The organism is Variovorax brevis, from assembly GCF_030317105.1.
Lineage (GTDB): Bacteria > Pseudomonadota > Gammaproteobacteria > Burkholderiales > Burkholderiaceae_C > Variovorax > Variovorax brevis.
On the sequence record NZ_JASZYG010000022.1, the window covers coordinates 17,958 to 40,436 of the forward strand.

Below are 22,479 nucleotides of genomic sequence, written 5' to 3' on the forward strand. Positions count from 1 at the left end.
CTGAATGTGTGTGGGCCGCGAAGGGGCTTCATGCGGCAGGCGACTCGCCGCCCGTGAGCCGGAACATCGGCAAGGCGGCTTGGTCGCTGATCTGTTCGAAGCACACCTCGACCGGTGCGCCGACGGCCAGGTGCTGGAAGTCCGAGCCGACGATGCCCGCCAGCATGCGCACGCCCTCGTCGAGCTCGATCATGCCGATGGCATAGGGAACGCGCGACTCGAATGCGGGGTGCGCGGCGACGTGGCACACGGTCCAGGTGTAGACGCGTCCCTTGCCGCTGGCCTGCACCCATTCGATGTCGGTGGTCAGGCAGGTGGTGCAAAAGCGCCGTGGGTAGAACTGGTGGCGTTGGCAGGCGGGGCAGTACTGCACCTTGAGGCGGCCTTCGAGGGCCGACTGCCAGTAGTGCGTGGTCTCGGCGGTGGGAATGGGAAGCGGGCGTTGCAGCGTGGCGGTCACGGTCGTGCTCCTTCAGTTCGCGCTCAGCGAGAAGCCGGCGCCCGACATGTGCACCTGCGACTTGCGCTTCGATTGCGCCAGGCCGGACACGAGGTCGACCACCGGGTGATGCAGGCTGTACGTGTCGTCCGTCGCGGTCGGCTTCAGGGCGTTGATCTTCTCGTCGCCGTACATGTAGCGCAACAGCAATTCATCGTCGCCGATGTTCTTGTAGCGCTGGCGCAGGCCCGGCAACACCGGCTCGATCATCGGCGGCTTGACGGACACGTCCTTCGAGCCGTTGGCGATGACCTTGTCTTTCACGTTGCCGTCAACGGGCAGCGGCAGGTCGCCGAAGTAGCCGCAGACGTATTTCTTGACCTCGTCCGGCACGACCTTGTAGCGCTCGCCGTTGAGCACGTTCATCACCGCCTGCGCGCCGACGATGGCGGGGTAGGGCGTGACCATGATCGGCGAGCCCAACTCCACGCGCACGCGGCCGATTTCTTCCAGCACGGCGGGCATCTTGTCGGACATGCCGGCGAGCTTGAGTTGCGACTCGAGATTGCTCATCGCGCCGCCCGCGTACTGCGTGATGTAGTGGCTGGGCTCGTACTCGGCGGGCACGCCGACGGGCTGGTTTTCACGCTCGGCGAGGGCGCCGAAGTACTCGCCCACCTCGTCGAGCAGGCCGTCGTCGACGTTCACGTCGAAGCCGATCTCGCGCAGGTTGCGCGCGATCATCTGGGCAGCGGGCAGCGAGTTGCCGTTGGCCATCGGATCGACGGCGGTGAGGATGCTGTCGGCGCCGTGCACGGCGGCCTCGATGGCCAGCAGCGGGCCCAGGCCGGTGAGGCAATGGGTGTTGAACTCCAGCCTGGCCCGGTCGCCGATGGCCGCTTTCATCGCCGGAATCAGCGTGCGGACGCGCTCCAGCGTCAGGATGCCGGCCGCGTCGGCGAGCGTCACGGTCTGCGCGCCGAAACGCTCGACCGCCTCGCGTGCCTTGCTGGCATACAACGCGTCGTCATAGCCGGGGGCGATGTTGTAGCCGAGCAGGTAGGTGATGTTGGCGCCGTGACGCTTCGCCACCGATATGGCGGGCGCGAGGTTGTCCGAGCACATCAGCGCATCGAAGATGCCGATGTCGCGCACGCCGTTGGCAATCTGCCGCTCGACGAACAACTCGGTGACGTCGTCGGCCACCGGGAAGAAGCCGCGCATCAGGTTGCTGCGGATGGCGGCGCGCAGGGGCGTGCGCGGCATGCGTTCGCGCAGCAGGCGGATGCGCTCGAACGGGTCCTGGTTCAGGAACAGCACGCTCGCGTCGAACTGCACCAGCGCAATCGCCTGGATCGACAGAAAGCCGGCGCGGTCCATGCGCTCGGCGATGGGCAGCATGTGCTCGGTGCGCATGCGTGTGGCCCACAGGCATTGCTGGCCGTCGCGCAGGGTGTCGTCGGTCAGGTGGATGGTGCGGCGCTTGCCGGTGCGCGCGGTTTCGGCGGCGACGAGTTGTTTGAGATGGTCGAGCATGGCTTCAGCCCTCCGTGCCTTGAAGTTGAACTGCCACACCGGGGCCTGTGACCTCGAGTTGGGCATAGCGCGCCGCGCGCGCGGTGAGTCCGGCGATGAGTGCATCCGTCGGGGTTGTCGGGACGTAGCGAAGGGCGTCGGCCGATGCCGGCGCAGGATGGGCCTCCGGCTCGACGCCCGAGACCAGCGCGGTCACCAGCGCAGCGTCGCTTGCGGCAGGGTGGGCCGTGCGCAGCAGTTCGATCCAGGGCGTTTCCATCTTTGGCACGGCACCGACGCGCCGTGCCAGCTTTGCGTCGATGCCCGCGGGTGCCGCGCCGAAGACCTGCTGCAGCGCGCGCCGCACGCCGGGGCGGAGTTCAGCGTAGCGCGGCAGCCCCTGCAGATGCATCAAGGCCTGTTCGGCGATGGGCTGCGCGAAGGGTGCCAGCATCGGCGGTGCGCCGACGTCGTTGCGAATGCGTGCGCATTCGTTGGCAAAGGCGTGCAGCTTGTGCGCGAGGCCCAGCGCGGTGAGCTTTTGCATGCACTGCGCGGCGATGTCGCCTGGCAATTGATGCGTGTAGGGCGCGAGGTCGAAAACCCAGGCACGGCCCGATTCAAAACCATGGCGGTCAGCGATGCCGGTGAGCAACTGGTCGGCTTCGCGCAAGGCGTGCAGGCGCTGTTCGCTGGCTGGCGTGCCGGTCTTGAGCAAACGCAGCGATTTGAGCAGCGTGCCCAAGGCCGGGGCGGATGGGCCATTGGCCAGCGGCGCGAAGGCCGTGTCGAGGCCGTCGATACCGATGCGCACCGCTTCGAGCGCGATCATCGGGCCGAGTGCGGTCTGGCAGCGCAGGTGCAGGTCGAGCGGCGTGTCGCCCAGGGCGGTACGCAGTGCCGGCAGCAAGCTCGCCAGGCGGTCCGTCGTCAGCAGGCTCGCTTCGTCGCGCAGCATCACGCGGCTGGCGCCTGCCGCCACCAGGGCCTTGGCGTCGGCACGGTAGTCCTCGTTACCGCGGTTCGATCCTCCACTGAAAGGCAGTGCCGCGATGGCGGTCAGGCCGAGCGCGGTCGCTGCCTTCAGCACTGGCGCGATGCGCTCCATCTGCATCAGTGGGTCCATCACGAGGACTTCGTTGACGCCGCGTTGCGAAAGTTCGCGCAACCAAAGCGTGGCCATGTCGGTCGACACCACGTCGGCGCCGCGCTTGCCGTGCGTTGTCAGCAGCGAGAGCGATGCGCGCAACGCGACGCCGGGGCAGCGCTCGCGCAGCAACTCGATGCGCTGCCATGGGCTTTCGCCGCGCGCCACGCATTGCTGCATGGTGGCGTTGGAGGCCACCTCGATGGCGGCGGGCTGGGCAGCGGCCAAGTTCGTGGCGACGGCCAGTGCCATCGGTGTCGTCATCGCGCCGGCCCAGCGCGCGCTCTGGCCATCGGTCAGGCTGACGTCGGTGTAGCGAATCGTGCGTTCGGTCATGGTTGCGTCTCCGCCGTCGCTTGCGCGAGCTTGGCGGCCTGTGCCGCAGCCTTCTGCGCGGCCTTGCGCTGGGGCAGGAAGGTCTCTTCGACCCAGCGCGTGGTCACGCTGCCCTTGATGAAATCCTCATGCGCAAGCACCGAGTCATGGAAGGACGCCGTCGTCGTCGGCCCTTCGACCTTCAAGCCTGACAGCGCCTGGCGCATGCGCTCGATGGCTTGCTCGCGCGTGGCCGCATGCACGATCAGCTTGCCAAGCAGCGAGTCGTAGTAGGGCGGCACGGTGTAGCCCGCATAGCAGTGCGAGTCGACGCGGATGCCGTCGCCAGAGGGCACGTCCCACACCGAGATCAGGCCCGGGCGCGGCAGGAAGTTGCGCTCCGGGTCTTCGGCGTTGATGCGGCATTCGATCGCGTGGCCCTGCAGGTTGACGTCCGCCTGCGTGAACGACAGCGGCAGGCCACCCGCCACGCGGATCTGCTCGGCCACCAGGTCGAAGCCGGTGATCATTTCCGTCACCGGATGCTCGACCTGGATGCGGGTGTTCATCTCCAGGAAGAAGTACCTGTTGTCGCGCTGGTCGACGACGAATTCGATGGTGCCTGCGCCGCAGTAGCGGGCGTTGCGCGTGAGGCTCACGGCGCATTCGCCCATGGCCTGGCGCATGGCGGGGTCGACGGCCGGGGAGGGCGCTTCCTCGATCAGCTTCTGGTGGCGGCGCTGCGTGGAGCATTCGCGCTCGCCGAGGTAGACCACGTTGCCGTGCGAGTCGGCCATCACCTGGATTTCGATGTGGCGCGCGTGCTCGATGAACTTCTCCATGTAGAGCGTGTCGTCGCCGAAGGCGGACTTGGCTTCGTTGGCGGCCGAGCTCATCAGCGATTCGAGTTCGCTTTCATCGCTGACGATGCGCATGCCGCGTCCACCGCCGCCGGCTGTCGCCTTGATGAGCACCGGGTAGCCGATCTCGGCGCCGGAGCGCTTGGCATGCGCCACGTCGGACAGTGCGCCCGTGCCCGGCACGCGCGGCACGCCGGCCTTTTGCGCGAGGCCCACGGCGGTGATCTTGTCGCCCATGGCGTCGATCGAATCGGCGGAAGGACCGACGAACACCAGGCCCGCTTCGACGCAGGAGCGCACGAAGGAAGAGCGTTCCGACAGGAAGCCGTAGCCGGGATGCACCGCGTCGCATCCAGTGCTCAGCGCCGCCTCGACGATCTTGTCGGCGCGCAGGTAGCTTTCCGATGCCGGCGGCGGGCCGAGCACCACCACTTCGTCGGCCAGCTTGGCGGCGAGGGTGTCGACATCGGCTTCGGAAACACCCACCACCGCCTCGATGCCGAGGGAGCGGCAGGCGCGGATCACGCGCACGGCGATCTCGCCGCGGTTGGCGACGAAGACACGGCGGATGTCGCGCCTGGCGACGGGGATGGTCGTTGCATTCGTGTTCATGCTCAAACTCCCTTCGCCGGCTTGATGAGCATGAGGATCTGGTCGTGCGTCACGGGCTTGCCGTTGCCCACCAGGATGCGCTCGACGGTCCCCGTCACGTCGGCCTTGACCGTGTTGAACATCTTCATGACTTCCACCAGGCAGACCGTGTCGTCGGCCTGCACGGCGGCGCCGACCGTCACGAACTCCGGCTGGTCGGGGCTGGGGCGCAGATAGAAGGTGCCGACCATCGGCGCGCGCACGGCGACCAGGCCTTCGGGGACTTCCGTGAGCACTTCGGCTGCGGCCGGCGCGTTGTTTGTTTCGTCTGTTACAGCCGCTTGCACCGTTTCGACGGTGGTGGAGCGGCTTGCGTGGGCTTGCGCCGTCCGCTCGCGGCTGGAAGCCGAGGCGCCCGGCTTGCGGGCATGAAGCTCGAATTCACCCACGGTCACGTCCAGCGATTCGAGGTGTTCGGCGCTGTCGAGGATCTCGAGGATGCGACGTACGTCGGTATGGGAAAGAGGCACGGTTTTATCTCCGGTTGCGGCGGGAGTTTCCGCCTTGTGAGCGCAGCTGTCTTGCTGCAGTGAACGTATTAAAACATGCAAATAATCCTATTGTCAACAATCGGAATGTCGATTACAGTACATCCATTCCGACGCGAAGTCGGGCATTTCAAAGCAAGGAAACCGACATGACGACACAGACGACGATTCGCTCCGACATCACCGGCACCGTATGGAAGATCGTGGTGGAAGAGGGCAGCACCCTGCAGGCCGACGACACCATCATGGTTCTCGAATCCATGAAGATGGAGATCCCGGTGCTCGCCCCCGAAGACGGCCGGGTCATCAAGCTCCTGATCGCCGAGGGCGCGCCGGTGCGCGAAGGCCAGGAAATCGCGGTCTACGAGGAAGCGTGATCGCCGTGAAGCTGATGACCTTGCCCGGGCAGATCGCCGAGCGCATCTTTGCGGCGGTCGTCGACGGCGAGTACGCGCCGGGCGATCGCATCCGCGAAGAAATGCTGGCCGAGCAGTTCGAGGTGAGCCGCGGTCCGGTTCGCGAAGCCTTGCGCATCCTCGAGAAAGACTCGGTCGTGCGCATCCTGCCCAACCGGGGTGCGTACGTCACGCAGCTTTCGATCAAGGAAGTCAGCGACATCTTCGAAATCCGCCGCCAACTGGTGGGCGCCATGGTGCGCAGCCTGGGCCCGGACGACAAGTTCATCGCCTGGATCGACGGCAAGGTGAGCGAACTCGAAGTGCTGGCAAAAGAGCCGGGTGCGGGCGACGACTACCTGGCCGTCAGCTACCGGCTCGGGCGCGTGCTGGCCGAGAGCGCCGGCAATGAGCGGCTGGTCGAAATCCTCGGCTCGCTGGGGCGCCAGACGCGGCGCTATTCGAAGCTGGGCCTGGCGACAGCCGCGCGGCGCAGGGAATCGGCACGCCTGTGGCGCGTCGCGGCCAATGCCATGAAGGCAGGAGACATCGACGGCGCCGCCGCCGCCATCGAAGAAATGATCGACGCGTCCGAGCGCGAGGCCGTGAGGCAACTGACGCCCCGGCAAGCCGCCTCGCGTCGATCGAACAAGAAACCGACGTCCGCTGCGTCCGCAGCGAACGACCACCACACACAGGACATCCTTCCATGAGTTCCACCCGAATCGCAGGCCACGCCCTGTCCTGGGCCGCCGGCCAGTTCCGCGACCGCCCGGCAGTCGTGTTTCGCGACCGCAGCTTCACCTACACGCAGATCGAACGGCGCAGCAACCAGCTCGCCAACGTGCTCATTGGCCTGGGCCGCCGCCCCGGCGAACGCCTGGCCGTGCTGCTCAACAACTCGGTGGAAAGCATCGAGGCCCAGTTTGCTGCCGAGAAGGCCGGACAGGGCTACGTCGCCCTCAATGCCCGTCACACGGTGCACGAGCAGGCCGCGATCCTGAACGACGCCGAGGCATCGGTGCTCATCGCCGGCCCCGAGTTCCGTGATTCAGTGCTGAAGGTGCGCCTTCAGGTGCCTTCGCTGCGTGTGGTGATCGGCGTGGGCTGGCAAGACGCCGCCGTGCTCGACTACGACAGCTTGTTGGCGCGCGCCTCCGACGGGGCGCCGCACCTCACGGTGCCGGCCGACCTGCTGCTGCGCATCGCCTACACCTCGGGCACCACCGGCAAGCCCAAGGGCGTGGCCTACAGCATCGAGCGCTGGGAGGCCCGCCTGGCCAACCACTTCGCCGCGATGGAGTACGGCCTTGGCATCGACGACGCGATGCTGCACGTGGGCCCGCTCACGCACGCTGCGGGCGTGCACTTGCTGCCGTGCTATCTGCGCGGCGCACGCAACATCGTGGCCGACAAGTTCGATGCGGAGCAGGTGCTGGCGCAGATCGGGAGCGAGCGCATCAGCCAGTTGATGATGGTGCCGACCATGATGGGCCGCCTGCTCGAAGCGGTGGCCGCCAACCCCGGCGCCGACCTGTCGTCGCTCAAGCGCGTGCACTATGGCACCGCGCCGACGCCAACGAGCATGGTCCACGAGGCGCTGGAACGCCTGGGCCCGATCCTGCGCCAGCAGTACGGCATGACCGAAGCCGTGCAACCCCTGTGCGTGCTCTACCCGCACGACCATTTGCAGGACGGCAAGCCTTCGGATCGCATCACCTCCTGCGGACGCCCGACGATGGACGTCGAGATCACGGTGCGCGACGCCGATGGCCGCCCGGTGAAAGACGGCGAAGTCGGCGAGATCGCCATCGCCCACCGCGGCATCGGCGAAGTCGCCTTCTGGCGCCGCCCCGACCTCGAGCGCGAATCGATCCGCGACGGCTGGTACTACAGCGGCGACCTCGGCCGCTTCGACGGCGAAGGCTTCCTCTACATCGTCGGCCGCAACAAGGACATGATGATCAGCGGCGGCTTCAACGTCTATGCACGCGAAGTCGAAGACGCATTGCACGCGCATCCGGCCGTCGCCGAAGTGGCTGTGCTCGGCCTGCCCGACACCGAATGGGGCGAAGTGGTCGCCGCCTTCGTGGTGTGCCGGCCCGGCGAAACCATCGATGCCGCGGCGCTCGCCCGGCACAGCGGCGAGCTGATCGCCGGCTACAAGAAACCACGCGTGATCGAGTTCGTCGACGCGCTGCCGCGCAACCACGCCGGCAAGGTGACCAAGAACGACCTGCGCGATGCGTACCTCGCGCGCCATCCCGAAGGAGCCCTTTCCAAATGAACACCGCCATCACATCCTCTCCCGCAACTGCATCGACAGGTGACTGGGCCGAAGACCTGCATGAACTCGTCGAGCGCCGCGCCATCGCGAATGCGCTCGGCGGCGAGGAGCAGATCGCCAAGCATCATGCGCTGGGCAAACTCACGGCGCGCGAGCGCATCGACCACCTGCTCGACGCCGGCAGCTTCGGCGAAATCGGTGCGCTGGCAGGCTCCGTCAAGTACGGCGCCGACCGCAAGCGCGCAAGCTTCACGCCCAGCAACGCCGTGGTCGGCATCGGCAAGATCGATTCGCGCCGCACCGTGGTCGCGGCCGACGACTTCACCATCCGCGGCGGGTCCTCGGAAGGCTCGGTGTCGGAGAAGTGGATCTACGCCGACCGCTACGCCTGGGAATACAAGCTCCCGCTGGTTCGCATGATCGACAGCGCCGGTGGCAGCGTGAAGCTGCTCGACAAGCTCGGCCACACCAAGATCCCCGGCTATCCGATGCTTCCGATGACGCAACTGCTGGGTGTGGTGCCGGTCGTCGGTATCGCGCTCGGCGCATGCGCCGGACTGGGTGCGGTGCGCGTGGGTGCCTCGCACCTGGCCATCATGATCCGCGGCAAGAGCCAGATCTTCGCGGGCGGCCCGCCGGTGGTGAAGCAGGCCCTGGGCATCGACATCGACAAGGAATCTCTCGGTGGCTACGACCTGATGCACCGCTACAGCGGCGCCGTCGGCCTGGCCGTCGACACCGAGGAAGAGGCAATGAAGGTGACGCGCCGCTTCCTGTCGTACCTGCCCGGCAATGTGTGGGAACGCGCGCGGATCGTGGCTTGCGACGATCCGGTCGACCGCTGCGATCCGTGGCTCAACAAGGCCATCCCGGCCGACAAGCGCAAGGTCTTCAACCCGCGCAAGATCCTGAAGTCGATCTTCGACGAAGGCTCGATCTTCGAGATGTCGCCCGACTTCGGCGGCTCGACCATCACCTGCTTCGCGCGCCTGAACGGCCACGCCGTCGGCGTGATGACGAACAACCCGATGATCATGGGAGGCGCGCTGACGCGTTCTGCCGCGCTGAAGATGGCGCGCTTCGTCGATCTGTGCGACACCTTCCACCTGCCCATCGTCAACCTGGCCGACCAGCCGGGCGTGATGACCGGCGCGGACGCTGAGCGCGAAGGCACCATCTCGGCCGCGCTGCAGGCCATGCACGCGATCGAGCAATCGGGCGTGCCGTGGCTCGCCATCGTGCTGCGGCGCTGCGTGGGTCTGGCCGGCGCGATGTTGAGCCCGCTGCATGGTCCTTCGGGCACCTCGTTGCCGAACCGCTATGCATGGCCGTCCGCACGTTGGGGTTCGATCCCGGTCGAAGGCGGCGTCGCCGCGGCGTACAAGAAGGACATCGCCGCTGCCGAAGACCCGGTCGCGCACCGCCTGGACCTGGAGGCGCACTACCACGCGATCTCGTCGCCGATGCGCACGGCCGAACGCTTCGGTGTGCTGGACATCATCGAGCCCGCATCGACGCGACCGCTGCTTTGCGCCTGGGTGGAAGACGCGTACCAGGCCACCGGCCGTCGCCTCGGCCCGGTCGGCCGCACGATGCGCTGAAGCGGAGTCATCCACATGCATGCCACCTTGGCCCCTGCGGGCCCGGATACTCGCGCCGCACCCACTGCGGCGACCGGCTCCGACGCCTACGAAGAACAACGCGCCGAACTCGCCGCACGCGTGCGCACGGCACTCGCCATGGGCGGAGAAGCCAAGCTCGCCAAGCGCCGCGCCAGCGGCCACCTGAACGCCCGCGAGCGCATCGAGCAACTGCTGGATGCCGGCTCCTTCAGCGAAACGGGCATGCTGGCCGTCTCGGTGGTTGCTGCCGACAGAGAGAGCTCGCCGGCCGACGCCAAGATCACCGGCACCGGCCGCGTCGAAGGGCGCCGCGTGGCGGTCGTGTCGAACGACATGACGGTCATGGGCGCGTCCTCGTCGGCCGTCAACATGCGCAAGATCAGCCGCCTGAAGGAGACGGCGACGCGCAACGGCATGCCGCTGATCTTCCTGGGCGAGTCGAGCGGCTCGCGCGTGCCCGACAGCCTCGGTGCCGAAGCCATGGCCGCAGCCGGACAAGATCCGCAGCAGTATTGCCGACGCCGCGAGACGCCATGGGTCAGCGCCGTGCTCGGGCCGTGCCTGGGCTCATCGACCTGGTACACCTGCCTGTCGGACTTCGTGGTGATGCGCAAGGGTGCATTCCTCGCGGTATCGAGTGCGCGCGTGACCTCGCTGGCCATCGGTGAAGCCGTGGACCCCGAAGAACTGGGCGGATGGAAGCTGCACGCCGAGCACACCGGCCTGGTCGACGTGGTCGTCAACAGCGACGCGGAGGCGCTGGCCGCCATTCGCCGCTTTCTCAGCTACCTGCCGTCGCACTCAGGCGCACGTCCACCCAACTGGCCGGCTGCGGAGGCGAAAGCGCCCGACGCGGACAAGCTCGTCGAACTCGTCCCGTCCGCGCGCAGCAAGACCTACGACATGCGCAAGGTCATTGGCGGCATCGTCGACGAAGGCAGCTTCTTCAACCTGAAGGACCGCTTCGGCCGCGCCGCGGTGACCGGCCTCGCGCGCCTGAACGGCGAGAGCGTCGGCATCGTCGCGTCGAATCCGATGTTCAAGGGCGGCGCGATGGACCCGGAGGCCTGCCGCAAGGTGAGCTCGTTCATCGTGATGTGCGATTCGTTCAACATCCCGCTCATCTTCCTGGTCGACACGCCCGGCTTCCTGGTCGGCATCGAAGGCGAGCGCAAGGCGGCGCCGGCGCACATCATGAACATGATCCACGCCGTGCAGTTGTGCAGCGTGCCCAAGCTGTCGGTCATCCTGCGCAAGAGCTACGGGCAGGCCTACATCAACATGGGTGGTGGCCGCAACAGCGATGAGGTGGCTGCATGGACCAGCGCAGACGCCAGCTTCATGGACCCGCAGATCGGCGTCAGCGTGCTGCACGGCATCCAGCGTGAGGACAACCCCGAACGCTTCGACCAACTCAAGGCCGACCTGGCACGCGACACCTCCGCCTACGCACTGGCGGGCGCCTTCGGCGTGCAGGCCGTGATCGCGCCGCAGCAAACCCGCGCCTGGCTCATCGACGCCATGGCCACCCACCGCCGCGAACGCAACGGCGGCATCGGCGAGCACGAGATGCGCTCGTGGCCGACCTACATCTGAATTGCTGGAGCAGCACATGACTTCTTCCTCTGTATCTCGCCGCAGCCTCGGCACTGCGATTGCCGCCTTGGCCATGCTGGCTGCGTCTGCCTCATTTGCGCAGGCCCCGTCCGACAAGGTGCTGCGCATCATCGCAGCTGGACCTCCGGGTGGCTCGCTCGACCTCGTGTCACGCCTGTTGGCGCAAGGCCTTCAGACCGAGCTGAATCGGCCTGTCATCGTCGAGGCGAAGCCGGGGGGCGGTGGCACGCTGGCGGTCAGCGACTTGATGCATTCGCCGCGCGACGGCAGCACCGTGCTCGTCTCGCTCAACGCGATGGTCAGCGAGATACCCCATGCCATGAAGACGCGCGTCGACATGTTCAAGGAGGTCAAGCCGATCGCAGAGTTGTCACGCGCCGGGATCGTGATGGTGGGCAATCCAGCGCTGCCCGCGACGAACCTCGGCGAGATGATCGGCCATGTCAAAGCCAATCCCGGCAAAGTGAGCTTCGCCTCGTACAGCGCGGGCACCATCTCACACGTGATGGGGCTTCAACTGAACAAGGCGGCGGGCATCGACATGTTGCACGTCGCGTACAAGGGCACGCCCCCCGCGCTGGCCGATGTGATGGGGGGGCACGTCCAACTGATGTTCGCAGGCCTCACCAACTCGCTGCCGTTGATCAAGGCGGGCAAGGTCGTACCCTTTGCCGTCAGCCTGCCGCTGCGTTCTCCTCTGCTGCCCAACGTGCCGACATTCACGGAACTCGGCTATCCGCAGCTGGAAAACGTGGGTTGGAATGGCCTGTGGGTGACGCCCGACGTGCCGGCCGACATACAGAAGCGACTGCGCGATGCCGCGCTCAAGGTCATGGCCCAGACTGCGACACGCGAGCAGCTGAAGCAGCTCGGCCTCGACGTCGGCCAGCCTCGCACGCCGGAAGAGATGACGCAGGCGTTGCACACCGACTACTCACGCATCGGCGTCGTGCTGAAGTCGATCGACTTCAAGCCCGAATGAGCCTGTTGAAGCGTTTCGCTGCCGATCCAGACATTCCCACCAAACATTTCATTGGAGACAACAGCCATGAACCCCACCCTCTCGGCGGACTCCGCCAGCCTCGACGCGCTCGAAGAAAAGCGCCGCATGCCACGCCTTTACGCGTGGTCCGTCTTTGCGCTCACCTTCGGACTGATGATGTCCGACTACCTGTCGCGCCAGGTCATCGGCGCGGTCATGCCCGCGCTCAAGCTTGAGTGGTCGCTGCTCGATTCGCAACTTGCCATGCTGGTGAGCGTCGTCTCGCTTGTCGTCGGCGTGCTGACGGTGCCGATCTCGCTGGTTGCCGACCGCTGGGGGCGCGTCAAGAGCATCACCTTGATGGCCGTCGTCTGGTGCCTGGCAACCATTGCCTGCGGCCTGGCGCAAAGCCATGGGCAGTTGCTGTGGGCGCGGGCCTTCGTCGGCCTTGGAGAAGCGGCCTATGGCGCCGCCGGTGCAGCCTTGCTGGCGCACGTGTTTCCGGCCAAACAGCGCGCTGCGGTGCTGGGAGCCTTCCTGTCGGCCAGCTTGTTCGGCTCGGTGCTCGGCGTGGTCATCGGCGGCGCCGTCGCGGCGCAATCGGGCTGGCGCATGGCCTTCTTCGTCGTGGGTGCGCCCGGCTTGCTGCTGGCGCTGATCTACCCCTTCGTGGTGCGCGACTACAAGACGGTCGCGCTCGACACGAAGCGTGCCGGTGACCTGGCCTCGAAGCGATTGGGATTCAAGCGCGTGGCCGGCGAGGTCTTCGGTTCGCGCGCCGGCAATTTCGCCTACCTGGCGAGTGGCCTGCAAATGGCAATGCCGGCCATGCTGATCGCCTGGTTGCCCACCTACTTCAGCCGCTATCACGACATCGACCTGAAAAAGGCCGGGATGATGGCGGGCGTGGCGGTGCTGGCTGCTGGTCTCGGCATGCTTTTCGGCGGTGGACTGGCCGACAGGCTGAGCGCCAGCAATCCGCGGCGCAGGGCGCTGGTGCCGGCCCTGTACTCGGTGCTGACGGCCGTGGTGCTGATGACCGCGTTCGCCCTGCCGCCAGGCCCACTGGGTATGGGCCTGATCTTCCTGGGCGCCCTGTTCGCCGCGGCGCAGGGCGGCTGCTCCAGCGCCATCGTGTGCGATGTGACCCACCCCGGCGTGCGTGCGACGGTCGCGGCAACGATGACCCTCGCCAACAACCTGATCGGGCTCGCACCGGGGCCCCTGATCGTCGGCATGCTGTCGGACCAACTCGGACTGAAGCTTGCGATGACCATCGCGCCGGTGATGGCGCTGGCCGCTGCCTTCTTCTTCGTGCTGTCCTCGCGCAGCTACGAGGCGGACGCCGCGCGCATCCGGGCGAGGGTCGCGCAATGAACCTCTCCATGACGTTGCCGGCCTGGCGCGAGCCCGCCCGCACGAACTTCCACGGCATCCTGATGTCGGTGGTGGTGGCGGTGGCCGCCATCTCGCTGGCCGAGCACTATCACGTGTCCGCGATGCTCTTCGCCTTGCTGCTGGGCATGGCCTTGAACTTCCTGTCAACGGAAGGGCGCTGCGTGCCGGGCATCAAGTTTTCAGCGAGCACGCTGCTGCGCATCGGCGTGGCGCTGCTGGGCGTGCGCATCACGCTGGGGCAGATCACGGCGCTTGGCGCGATGCCGATCGCGATGGTCGTGGTGTCCGTGGGACTCACCATCGGCTTCGGCATCCTGCTGGCGCGCCTGATGGGCTACCGAAACCGCTTCGGCGTGCTGACCGGCGGGGCCGTCGGCATCTGCGGCGCCTCTGCCGCCATGGCGATTGCCGCGGTGATGCCCGCGCATGCCGACGACAGGGTGAAAGAGCGCGCCACCATCTTCACGGTGATCGGTGTGAGCACGCTCTCCACGGTGGCGATGGTGCTCTATCCCATGATCGTCAACCTGCTCGGCCTGGGGCAGGAGGCCGCCGGCGTCTTCCTGGGCGGCACGATCCACGACGTGGCGCAGGTGGTGGGCGCGGGCTACGGCATGTCGAAGGAGACGGGCGACGTCGCGACGATCGTGAAGCTGTTGCGCGTCGCGATGTTGCTGCCGGTGATCCTGGTCATCACGCTGTCGTACCGCAAGGACCACGCGGCGGCTGGCGGGACAGGACCCAAGCCGCCGCTGCTGCCCTGGTTCGTGGTCGCGTTTGCATTGCTGGTCGGCATCAACAGCGCCGGCCTGATTCCAGCGGTGTTGCAACAGGCGCTGCAGACGCTGTCGACGTGGCTGCTGGTGATCTCGATGGCGGCGATCGGCATGAAATCGCACCTGAAGGATTTCGCGACGGTAGGCATGAAGCCGATCGTGCTGATGGTGAGCGAGACCGTGTTTCTTGCGCTGCTGGCCGTGGCCTTCATCTTCCTCGCGCGTTGAAACAGAAAGGATCACGCCATGATCACAGCACACGAAGCGCTGGAACGCTTGCGCGAAGGCAACGAGCACTTTGCATCGGGCATCGGCAGCGCAGAGACTTTCCTGCGGCGCGTTCAGCGCGCGCGCACCGATTTCAAGCAGGAGCCTTTCGCCATCGTCATTGGCTGCTCGGACTCGCGGGTCCCGGTGGAGATCGTGTTCGACCAGGACCTGGGCGACCTGTTCGTCATCCGCGTCGCCGGCAACATCGTCTCGCCTTCCCAGCTGGGCAGCGTCGAGTTCGCCGCTGCGGCGTTCGGCACGCCGCTCGTGGTGGTGCTGGGTCACTCGAACTGCGGTGCGGTGCTCGGCACGCTGGAACGCCTGCGCCGGCCGGCCGAAGCCCGCTCGCCCCACATGCGCTTCATTGCCGAGCGCATCGAGCCGGCGGTGGCGGAATTGCTGGCGCCGGAACTGGGCTACGACCGCGAGACCTTGATCTGCAAGAGCGTGAAGGCGAACGTGCGCCAGTCGGTCGCGCAGTTGCGCAAGGGCTCGAAGATTCTTGAGGAACTGATCGAGGCCGGGCAGTTGCACGTGGTCGGCGCGGAGTATTCGCTGGCGACGGGCAGGGTTGAGTTCTTCGAAGACGAGATCTGAAGTCGCCACTGCCGCGACAGCGCTGCAGCCACCCCCCAACTGAAGGAAGAACATGACACCACGAATCTTCTGCTGCGCGGTGGTGAAATTCGCCATCGCGTCCCTTTTCACGGTGGTGATCGCTCCGGCGATCGCGCAACCCGCAGAGCCCATACGCCTCGCACTGATCGAGAGCATGAGCGGCCCGTTTGCCAATACCGGCGAGGCCGTATTTCGCAACCTGTTGTGGGCGGTAGAGCGTGTCAACGCGCGCGGCGGCGTCAGGCTGCCCGATGGCGCGCGGCCACTTCAACTTGACCGCTACGACAGCAAGGGGCAGAACGAAGAAGCGCTATCGGCCCTGCGCGCTGCCATGGACGCCGGTGCCCGCATCGTGCTGCAGGGCAATTCCTCGGCCGCGGCGGCCGCACTTGTCGATGCGATCGACAAGAACAATTCGCGCGATCCTTCGCGGCGCATGCTGTTCCTGAACTATTCGGCCGTCGACCCGGGGCTGACCAACGAACGGTGCAGCTTCTGGCACTTCCGCTTCGATGCCCATGCCGACATGCGGGTGACCGCGCTGATGGAGGTGCTCAAGGACGACAAGGCGCTCCACCGCGTGTACCTGATCGGGCAGGACTATGCCTTCGGCCAGGCCGTGCTGCGGGAATCCGCGCGGCAGCTCGGCCAGCTTCGGCCCGACATCCGCATCGTCGGCGAAGAACTGCATCCGATGGGCCGCGTGAAGGACTTCGCGCCCTACGCCAGCAAGATCATCGCCAGTGGCGCCCAGGCCGTGATCACGGGCAACTGGGGGAACGACCTCATGCTGCTGGTGAAAGCCGCGCGCGAAGCAGGCTTCAATGGCACCTTCTACACCTTCTACGGCAACGCGCTGGGCACCCCGACGGCCATCGGCGACGCCGGCATCGGGCGCGTGCTTGCCGTCGCGGACTGGTTGCCGAACGTGCAGACGCCGCAGTCAGAGGCTTTCTACCGTGCCTTCCGCACCCGGTTCACGAATCCGGCAGACGACTATGTCCACATGCGCATGCAGTTGCTGGTCGAGGCGCTGGCCCAGGCGATGGAGCGGGCCGGCAGCGTCGACACGGTGGCGGTCGCCCGCGCGCTCGAGCATGCCGACGTCGCGCTGGCGGGCCAGAGCGGCCGCATGCGTGCGGGCGACCATCAATTCCAGCAGCCCCTGGTGGTCGGGGTCATGGACAGGCAGGGCACGCCCGGCGTGAAGTTCGACGTCGAAGGCTCCGGATATGGCTTTCGCGTTGTGAAGACCGTTGCGGCGAGCCGCGTGGAGATGCCCACCAGCTGCAGGATGAATCGTCCGCCATGAGGCGTTGACAGGCTGGCCTCCTTTCGGCGGTTCCACGGGATTTCAAAGCTGGCGGGTACGCCGTTCATCCGGCTCTGAACGGATGACGGGTCGTGGATACATGCGTTCGTCGTATTCGGACAGACTTGGAAACCTGAGCAGCGCCTCTTCGCCGTTCAAGGACTGCAAGCGGGTGCACCACGCTTCGAGAACAAGGCGCCGCTGCTCATCAGAAAGATAGGGGATGTGCCAGCCGACAAAGGGTTCGAGCACCCCCATGCCGGTGTAAGCGAGCGTGCCTTGCAGAAGATGCCTGAGCATGCCTTTCAACGGGCCGTGGATTCCGCTCTCGCTGAACATGTGTTCCTGCCCACCCAGCGTCATGCTGGCGAGCGCACGCTTGCCGCTCAGACCCCCACGGTCGTAGAAGCGTTTTCCGCCGTAGACGGTTCCAGAAACCAGCACTCGATCGATCCAGCCCTTCAGGATCGCCGGGGTCGAGAACCAGAACACGGGAAAGTTCAGGATGAGAAGGTCACACCAGAGCAGCTTCTCGAGCTCGGCCTGGATGTCACAGGCAATCGTGCCCGTCTGCATTCCATGGCGTTGCTCCAACGCATACGTGCAGTAGTCAGGATGGGCCCGCTCGCCAAAGTCTTCAGCCGACGCAACGGGATCGAACTTCATCGCGTACAGGTCCGAGATCCGTACCTCGTGGCCTTGGCGATGAAGCTCCTCGACCGCCACCGACTTCAGGGCGGCACTGAAGGAGCGGGGCTCAGGGTGGGCGTGAACGACGAAGACTTTCATGGCGCTCAGCCCGTGATGTCTTTGCCGAAGATGGCTCGGGCGATCACGAGTTTCTGGATCTCGTTGGTGCCCTCATAGATCTCGGCGATCTTGCAGTCGCGGTAGATCTCCTCCACCCGGTAGTGCGAACCGTCGGCTGCCAGCTCCGACATGAAGCCATAGCCGCCAAAGATCTGCACGCCGTCACGCGCGAACTCGGCAGCCAGGTTGGTCGCGTACCACTTCGCCATGGCCGCCTCGGGCTCCGGAAACGCCTCGCCCGCATCCATGCGGAGCGCCGCTTTCATGTACAGGTTGCGCGCATTCTCGATCTCGGTGGCGCGCTCGGCCAGCTTGAACTGCCAGTGCTGGAACTGGGCGATCTTCTTGCCGAATGCCTCGCGCGTCTTCAGTCGATCGACGCTGTGATCGAAGGTCGCCTGCGCCATGCCGACGCCGCTGGCGGCGATGCCGATACGCCCGTAGGTCAGGGTCTGCAGTGCGATCTTGAGGCCGCCACCGACGGCGCCGACGACGTTTTCCGCAGGAACCTGCACGTTGTCGAAATGGATGTCCGCCGTGAGCTGGCCGTGGTTGCCCATCTTGCGGTCCGGCGAGCCCACGCGCACGCCCGGTGCATCAAGGTCGATGACGATCTCCGTCATGCGTCCCTCTTCGGCGCACAGCAGCACGACGAAATCGGCGACCGGCGCGTTGGTGATGAAGCGCTTGCGGCCATTGACCACATAGCCCCCGCCCTCCCGGTTTGCGAAGGTCTGCATCGCCTTGATGCTCAGGTCCGTGCTGGCATCGGGTTCGGTGGTCGCAAAACTGCCGATCTTCTGGCCAGCCAGCAGCGGGGCAAGATAGCGCTGTTGCAGCGCAGGCGACGCGTGCTCGAGCGCATGGCCTGCCAGGATGCAATGCACGTCAACGACGGCCGCGACAGAGTTCGAGTGATAGGCCAGTTCCTCGATGAGCGCGGCGGTGGCGCAGGCCGGGTATTTCAGCCCGCGTCCGCCAACTTCGGCCGCGAAGGGAATGCGGAACAGCCCGGCATCGGCCATCTTGCGAAAGAGTTCGCGCGGGAAGTTTTCGACCGACTCCTCGCGATGCCCGATTTCCCACGCCACCGGCGCGACGTGCTCGTCTGCGAAGCGGCGGACCTCCTCGCGGATGGCCAGCGTTTCCGCGGGCGTGAGAAGGTCGTGGTAGAGCTTGGGCTGATGGCGCTCGGGCGTTCGTTGGGTCAGGGCGATGGTGTTGTCTCTGGCGTTCATGTCTCGTGTTTCCTGTGATGGCTGGTGGGCGATGCCGCCCCGTTGATGTGAGACAAGTCTAGGTTTCGGGGCTTCCGGGGTACATTGGCGAAATTGACGTTTTCCATGCGAGATCGGACACCCCATGCCGCGTGCGGCAATCCTTGCCTTTGACGGCTGCTACGCCTCCAGCCTGGGCGGCTTTGCCGACATCCTGCAAGTCGCGAATTCGCACTTGCGCAGGCAGCAGGGTGCGTCTGCGGCGCTCTTTGAATGGCGCTTCGTGTCGCTGAGGGGCGAGTCCGTCGCCGCCAGCAACGGCCTGCAACTGCCCACGCACAAGCTCGGCGCGCGCGAGCATTTCGACCTCGTTTTCATTCCCAGCCTGCACTACGCGGGCCACAAGAAGTTCGACCAGTTGCTCAAGGGCCAGCCGGCCGCGTGCGCGTGGCTCACGTCGCAGTGGCGTCGCGGCGCCTGGCTCGCGGCCAACTGCACGGGCACCTTCATCCTTGCCCAGACAGGTCTTCTGGATGGACGGATCGCCACGACGACCTGGTGGCTGGAGAGGCAATTCCGCACGCGCTTTCCGCAGGTCGACCTGCAATTGCGACCCGTGCTCACGGAAGTCGATCGCCTGCTCTGCGCCGGCGCCTCGGCGTCCTACCTCCTGCAGGCCATCCGCGTGGTAGAACGATTCTCCGGCCCGGCGATTGCGTCGCAATGTGCCAAGAGCATGCTCATCGACGTGAGCCAGACGACCCAGACGCCCTATCTGCCCTTGCTCGCGGACATCACGCACACCGACGCGGTGGTTCATCGCGCGCAGCACTGGTTGCAATCGAACATGGCGCGGCCCGTGCGCATTTCCGAGCTCGCCGCCGAGTTGGCGGTGAGCGAAAGAACGCTGGTGCGGCGGTTCAGCGCGGTCCTCGACCAGTCTCCGCTGACCTATTTGCAGCACCTGCGCATCGACTCCGCTCGCGCCCTCCTGGAAGCCAGCGATCTCGGTGTCGATCAAATCTCCGTGCAGGTGGGCTACAACGATTCGAGTTCCTTTTCGCGACTGTTTCGCGAGCGCATGGGTCTCAGCCCTGGCGCGTACCGGAGTCGTTACCAGTCCGTGGATGCCGGGACTTGACCTGTTGCAAGCCCCCGCTCAGCGAAGCGCCGCAGCTTCGACAAGGCAACTGCGGAACGTGTCCAGCGCGGTCGACGCCGGCGCACCCGTCAATGTAAAAACCGAAATCGGCATCACCAGGCCCGGCGTCTCCACGTCCAGCGTCCGCATCTGCCCTGCCATCGCCAGGCGCCGGGGCCAGATGTTGCGGCAGCACGGACAAAGCCGTCCCCTGGGCCAGCAGTTCAAGAATCAAGTCGAGCGAGAGCGTCTCTGCCAGCACGCGCGGTCGCACGGAACTGGCACGCCGAAATGGCGCTTCGATGGCTGCGCGCACCCGCGCGGTCCGCGGCGGAAGTACCCACGTTTCGGCCGCCAGCGCGTCCCATGTGGGCTTTCTTTTCGCGGCCAGCGCATGCCGCACACGATCGCCGGCGCATCGATGTAGAGCGGCATGCAATCGAGGTCGCGGCGGGCGTCACGCTGTCTCCGACGGTCCCGACCACCAGGTCCAGCCTGCCGGTGCGCAGCTGGCGCAGGAGGTGTTCACCCATGCCTTCGCGCACGGTCTCCCTGACACGGGACGCAAGCTGCTCTTCGTCAACCGGGTCTTCACGTCGCATGTGCCTGCACTGTCGGCGAGAGAGCGCGACGCGTTGCTCGAGATGCTCTACCGGCATATCGAGAATCCGCGCTTCATGTGCCGGTTCCGGTGGCAAGCGAATTCCGTCGCGTTCTGGGACAACCGCTGTACCCAGCATCAGGCGATCTTTGCCTGTTTCCCCGCCCGCCGCAGCGGCTATCGTGCGACCATCAACGGCACACGCCCCCCTCGCGGCGGCGCGCGCGGGCGCATCATCGGCGTGGAAGCACGAGCCTCTCACGGCGGCGGCCTGAGGTATTCCCATGCGATGCTCCGTGTCTCCGCCCTCACGCGCAACCTGCTGGCGGTTCCTCGATCTGCAGGGGTCATCTGCTGGCCGCCGCGGTAGTCGCACTTTGCACGTTGCCCGCGTTTTCGCAGGAAGCCTGCCCGTCGAGGCCGATCACGATCGAACCGCAAACTCGAACCGCGCCGGCGCTGACAGACCAGCCTTCGGCCCTGAAGGGGTCCCGAAGTCGCCGATCGCTTCGTCAGGATTCATTGCTTTTTTCAAAGCAATCCCGGTCTTGAAATGTCTTGAACCGGCTCTAGCTTGCTACCGGAAGCGCTGGAAGGACGCCTCCGGCGCTCTGTTCAACCTGAATGGAGGTATTCGCCATGTATCGATCTTTGTTCCCGCGCGACATGTTCGCCGAGATGGATCGCCTGCAACGCGAGATGCAGCAGGCACTGGATCTGTCGCCCACCATCCGGGGCTTTGGGCGAGGTGGTTTTCCCGCACTGAATGTCGGGGGCACGCCCCAGACGGTGGAGGTCTACGCCTTTGCGCCGGGCCTGGATCCTGACTCCCTGGACATCACCCTCGACCGCGGCCTTCTGACGATCGCCGGCACGCGCGCATCGAGCCTGCCCGAGACCCGGCGCTCCGAGCGCGAAAGCCAGGCGGCCGTGCACATCAACGAGCGATTCGCTGGCCAGTTTTGCCGCGTCATCACCTTGCCCGATGACGCCGATCCGGAAGCGGTCGATGCGAAGTATCGCAATGGTGTCGTTCAGGTCACGGTCCATCGCCGCGCCTCGGCCCAGCCGCGGCGCATCGCCATTCAATGAAGCCACTGAAAGGAGTGCAAGATGAACGAACTTCGCAATCCCCGGGACGCCTCATCAAAGGGCACGCCAGCGCAGCAGGAGGGCGCCACGCGCTACGGCGATGCGGCATTGATGCCACCGGTCGACGTCGTCGAGGATTCCAGCGGCATCACGCTCTATGCGGATTTGCCGGGGGTCTCGCGTGAGAAGCTGCAGCTTCAGGTGGAGGCGGGCACGCTCACCATCGATGCCGAGATCGATCTCCCCCTGCCCGAAGCCTTGCAGTCAAGCCATACGGAAGTGGGGCTCGGACGGTTTCACAGGAGCTTCACGCTCAGCCAGGACCTTGATTCCGACAAGGTCGCGGCAGAGCTGACGAACGGGGTGCTGCGCCTGAGCATTCCGAAGGCCGAGCACGCGAAGCCGCGTCGCATTGCCGTCAAGGCGGCTTGAGGGGCGGCCGGGCGGCGCATGCCGCCCGGTGCGCGCGAACGTCGATCCGCACAGATCTTTCCTGGAGGAGTCTGGAGACCATGGGCATCGATCTGCTGAAGCACATTGCGTCGTCGCCCATGCCGATGTATTTCAGGTTGCCCGAAGACATTGAGAAGGTGCGAATTCTTCGCGCTGCCGGCCTGGTGATCGCGTTCATTCCGCCAGGACCAGATGCGCTGACTGCGAAGGTTTCCGGACGTGAAGCCGAGGTGTATGCGGTCACGCAAAAGGGGCGCGAAACGCTTTGGAAAATCAACTGACGAACCAGTCGTTGCCTCGCGTGGCCATGCTCGCAGGCGGGCGCTTTCTGGCACTGCTGGTTCATCGGCCCGGGCAAGCCTTGAACCAGAGCAACGACCGGTCAGAAGGTATTGCAGTCGTAGCCCGGCTGCATCTTCACGGCGCCCGGCGCCGCGCACAGCGGACGATGGAGGCGCGAGCCGAGCTGGGTG

Annotated in this window: 23 protein-coding genes and 1 pseudogene; 15 read left to right on the plus strand and 9 right to left on the minus strand. The window is 66.0% G+C overall.

Translation table 11 applies throughout. The annotated features are described in order from the left end of the window. Positions 1–28: 28 nt before the first annotated feature. Genes QTI66_RS34000 through accB form a run of 5 tightly spaced genes read right to left on the minus strand, consistent with a single transcriptional unit; the run spans position 29 to position 5,397 of the window. Positions 29–460 (minus strand): Zn-ribbon domain-containing OB-fold protein, encoded by a 432-nt coding sequence (locus QTI66_RS34000; RefSeq protein ID WP_286564790.1) that lies wholly within the window; start codon positions 458–460, stop codon positions 29–31. Positions 461–472: 12 nt separating this feature from the next. Continuing rightward, the gene (locus QTI66_RS34005) at positions 473–1,975 is read right to left on the minus strand and encodes a carboxylase (protein WP_286564791.1); all 1,503 of its coding nucleotides are present in this window, start codon (positions 1,973–1,975) and stop codon (positions 473–475) included. 4 nt (positions 1,976–1,979) lie between these two features. Continuing rightward, on the minus strand, positions 1,980–3,437 hold the full coding sequence (locus QTI66_RS34010; protein WP_286564792.1) for an acetyl-CoA carboxylase biotin carboxylase subunit family protein: 1,458 nt from the start codon (positions 3,435–3,437) through the stop codon (positions 1,980–1,982). After that, on the minus strand, positions 3,434–4,888 hold the full coding sequence (gene accC / locus QTI66_RS34015; RefSeq protein ID WP_286564793.1) for an acetyl-CoA carboxylase biotin carboxylase subunit: 1,455 nt from the start codon (positions 4,886–4,888) through the stop codon (positions 3,434–3,436). The genes QTI66_RS34010 and accC overlap by 4 nt, the downstream gene beginning before the upstream one ends. 2 nt (positions 4,889–4,890) lie before the next feature. Continuing rightward, on the minus strand, positions 4,891–5,397 hold the full coding sequence (gene accB, locus QTI66_RS34020; protein ID WP_286564794.1) for an acetyl-CoA carboxylase biotin carboxyl carrier protein: 507 nt from the start codon (positions 5,395–5,397) through the stop codon (positions 4,891–4,893). Between the two features lie 167 nt (positions 5,398–5,564). Between accB and QTI66_RS34025 the strand changes: the two genes are divergently transcribed. From QTI66_RS34025 to QTI66_RS34070, 10 genes are all read left to right on the plus strand, one after another. After that, complete coding sequence (locus QTI66_RS34025; RefSeq protein ID WP_286564795.1) at positions 5,565–5,792, plus strand: biotin/lipoyl-binding carrier protein; 228 nt, start codon at positions 5,565–5,567, stop codon at positions 5,790–5,792. Continuing rightward, entirely contained in the window at positions 5,789–6,523 is a 735-nt protein-coding gene (locus tag QTI66_RS34030) for a GntR family transcriptional regulator (protein WP_286564796.1), read from the plus strand. Before QTI66_RS34025 ends, QTI66_RS34030 begins: the two co-directional genes overlap by 4 nt. Further along, the gene (locus tag QTI66_RS34035) at positions 6,520–8,097 is read left to right on the plus strand and encodes a class I adenylate-forming enzyme family protein (RefSeq protein ID WP_286564797.1); all 1,578 of its coding nucleotides are present in this window, start codon (positions 6,520–6,522) and stop codon (positions 8,095–8,097) included. The genes QTI66_RS34030 and QTI66_RS34035 overlap by 4 nt, the downstream gene beginning before the upstream one ends. Continuing rightward, entirely contained in the window at positions 8,094–9,698 is a 1,605-nt protein-coding gene (locus QTI66_RS34040) for an acyl-CoA carboxylase subunit beta (protein ID WP_286564798.1), read from the plus strand. Before QTI66_RS34035 ends, QTI66_RS34040 begins: the two co-directional genes overlap by 4 nt. 15 nt (positions 9,699–9,713) lie before the next feature. Further along, positions 9,714–11,315, plus strand: coding sequence for an acyl-CoA carboxylase subunit beta (locus QTI66_RS34045; protein WP_286564799.1), 1,602 nt, complete (start codon positions 9,714–9,716; stop codon positions 11,313–11,315). 16 nt (positions 11,316–11,331) lie between these two features. Further along, positions 11,332–12,318: a Bug family tripartite tricarboxylate transporter substrate binding protein gene (locus tag QTI66_RS34050; protein WP_286564800.1), complete on the plus strand. Its 987-nt coding sequence runs from the start codon at positions 11,332–11,334 to the stop codon at positions 12,316–12,318. Between the two features lie 66 nt (positions 12,319–12,384). Next, positions 12,385–13,695, plus strand: a complete 1,311-nt coding sequence (locus tag QTI66_RS34055; protein ID WP_286564801.1) for an MFS transporter — start codon at positions 12,385–12,387, stop codon at positions 13,693–13,695. After that, positions 13,692–14,720, plus strand: a complete 1,029-nt coding sequence (locus QTI66_RS34060; RefSeq protein ID WP_286564802.1) for a YeiH family protein — start codon at positions 13,692–13,694, stop codon at positions 14,718–14,720. Before QTI66_RS34055 ends, QTI66_RS34060 begins: the two co-directional genes overlap by 4 nt. 18 nt (positions 14,721–14,738) lie before the next feature. Continuing rightward, positions 14,739–15,359: a carbonic anhydrase gene (locus tag QTI66_RS34065; RefSeq protein ID WP_286564803.1), complete on the plus strand. Its 621-nt coding sequence runs from the start codon at positions 14,739–14,741 to the stop codon at positions 15,357–15,359. Between the two features lie 52 nt (positions 15,360–15,411). Continuing rightward, positions 15,412–16,692, plus strand: a complete 1,281-nt coding sequence (locus tag QTI66_RS34070) for a branched-chain amino acid ABC transporter substrate-binding protein (protein ID WP_286564804.1) — start codon at positions 15,412–15,414, stop codon at positions 16,690–16,692. 42 nt (positions 16,693–16,734) lie between these two features. Here QTI66_RS34070 and QTI66_RS34075 read toward each other — a convergent pair whose 3' ends face one another. Together QTI66_RS34075 and QTI66_RS34080 are read right to left on the minus strand one after the other, a co-directional pair. After that, complete coding sequence (locus tag QTI66_RS34075; protein WP_286564805.1) at positions 16,735–17,481, minus strand: NAD(P)H-dependent oxidoreductase; 747 nt, start codon at positions 17,479–17,481, stop codon at positions 16,735–16,737. A gap of 5 nt (positions 17,482–17,486) precedes the next feature. Further along, complete coding sequence (locus QTI66_RS34080) at positions 17,487–18,740, minus strand: acyl-CoA dehydrogenase family protein (protein ID WP_286564806.1); 1,254 nt, start codon at positions 18,738–18,740, stop codon at positions 17,487–17,489. A 124-nt stretch (positions 18,741–18,864) separates the two neighbouring features. Between QTI66_RS34080 and QTI66_RS34085 the strand changes: the two genes are divergently transcribed. Continuing rightward, positions 18,865–19,860 carry a GlxA family transcriptional regulator gene (locus QTI66_RS34085; protein WP_286564807.1) on the plus strand — a complete coding sequence of 332 codons (996 nt, stop codon included), beginning with the start codon at positions 18,865–18,867 and terminating at the stop codon, positions 19,858–19,860. A gap of 18 nt (positions 19,861–19,878) precedes the next feature. On the opposite strand, the gene QTI66_RS34090 is transcribed toward QTI66_RS34085, so the two are convergent. Next, positions 19,879–20,022 carry a hypothetical protein gene (locus tag QTI66_RS34090; RefSeq protein WP_286564808.1) on the minus strand — a complete coding sequence of 48 codons (144 nt, stop codon included), beginning with the start codon at positions 20,020–20,022 and terminating at the stop codon, positions 19,879–19,881. Positions 20,023–20,074: 52 nt separating this feature from the next. Beyond that, positions 20,075–20,218, minus strand: a pseudogene (locus QTI66_RS39730) (hypothetical protein); the annotation flags it as partial. On the opposite strand from QTI66_RS39730, the gene QTI66_RS34095 reads away from it, so the two are divergent. The 4 genes from QTI66_RS34095 (at position 20,163) to QTI66_RS34110 (ending at position 22,287) form a co-directional block, all read left to right on the plus strand. Beyond that, positions 20,163–20,831 (plus strand): TauD/TfdA family dioxygenase, encoded by a 669-nt coding sequence (locus QTI66_RS34095; RefSeq protein ID WP_353506262.1) that lies wholly within the window; start codon positions 20,163–20,165, stop codon positions 20,829–20,831. The pseudogene QTI66_RS39730 and the gene QTI66_RS34095 sit on opposite strands and share 56 nt — an antisense overlap. 269 nt (positions 20,832–21,100) lie before the next feature. After that, the gene (locus tag QTI66_RS34100; RefSeq protein WP_286564810.1) at positions 21,101–21,553 is read left to right on the plus strand and encodes an Hsp20/alpha crystallin family protein; all 453 of its coding nucleotides are present in this window, start codon (positions 21,101–21,103) and stop codon (positions 21,551–21,553) included. A 21-nt stretch (positions 21,554–21,574) separates the two neighbouring features. Beyond that, a complete protein-coding gene (locus QTI66_RS34105; protein WP_286564811.1) occupies positions 21,575–21,985 on the plus strand; it encodes an Hsp20/alpha crystallin family protein in 411 nt (136 codons plus the stop codon). An 80-nt stretch (positions 21,986–22,065) separates the two neighbouring features. Then, positions 22,066–22,287 (plus strand): hypothetical protein, encoded by a 222-nt coding sequence (locus QTI66_RS34110; protein ID WP_286564812.1) that lies wholly within the window; start codon positions 22,066–22,068, stop codon positions 22,285–22,287. Positions 22,288–22,479: the final 192 nt, after the last annotated feature.